General features: G+C 52.7%; 2 tRNA genes and 1 rRNA gene. All 3 read right to left on the reverse strand.

The annotated features are described in order from the left end of the window. Positions 1 to 122: 122 nt before the first annotated feature. Positions 123 to 196 (reverse strand) — tRNA-Ala (locus tag CRJ00_RS02660). Between the two features lie 10 nt (positions 197 to 206). Then, positions 207 to 283, reverse strand: a tRNA-Ile gene (locus CRJ00_RS02665). 122 nt (positions 284 to 405) lie between these two features. Continuing rightward, a 16S ribosomal RNA gene (locus tag CRJ00_RS02670) occupies positions 406 to 611 on the reverse strand; the annotation flags it as partial.

The raw sequence follows: 611 nt of genomic DNA on the forward strand, positions 1-611 counted from the left end.
CAGATGGTGCGTTGCTTTGGATCCATGCCCGTGGGCACTTCTCCTCTGTTGTCTTCTCTTGTTATCTCTTTTCTTCCAATATGTCAAAGAACTCTCATCCCTTCCCCTTGCGGGAAGGCCTGTGGAGAATAACGGATTCGAACCGTTGACCCCCTGCGTGCAAGGCAGGTGCTCTAGCCAGCTGAGCTAATTCCCCTTCCGTATCCTGGTAGTCCCGAGCAGATTTGAACTGCTGACCCCTACATTATCAGTGTAGTGCTCTAACCAACTGAGCTACGGGACTGGCTATCTTCATCTCTCTCGTGACCCCTGTCCTGGACATCGTCCGGGCGGGCACTTTCTTCTTTATGAGTCTGTTATCCTTATTATGATCTGTTCTGCAGCGAGGCCGGGTACAGGCCCCAGAAAGGAGGTATTCCAGCCGCACCTTCCGGTACGGCTACCTTGTTACGACTTAGCCCCAATTACCGGTTTTACCCTGACACGCTCCTTGCGGTTACATGCTTTAGGTACCCCCAGCTTTCATGGCTTGACGGGCGGTGTGTACAAGGCCCGGGAACGTATTCACCGCGTCATTGCTGATACGCGATTACTAGCGAATCCAACTTCAC

It is taken from the genome of Sphingobacterium sp. 1.A.4 (assembly GCF_002734245.1).
Classification (GTDB): domain Bacteria; phylum Bacteroidota; class Bacteroidia; order Sphingobacteriales; family Sphingobacteriaceae; genus Sphingobacterium; species Sphingobacterium tenebrionis.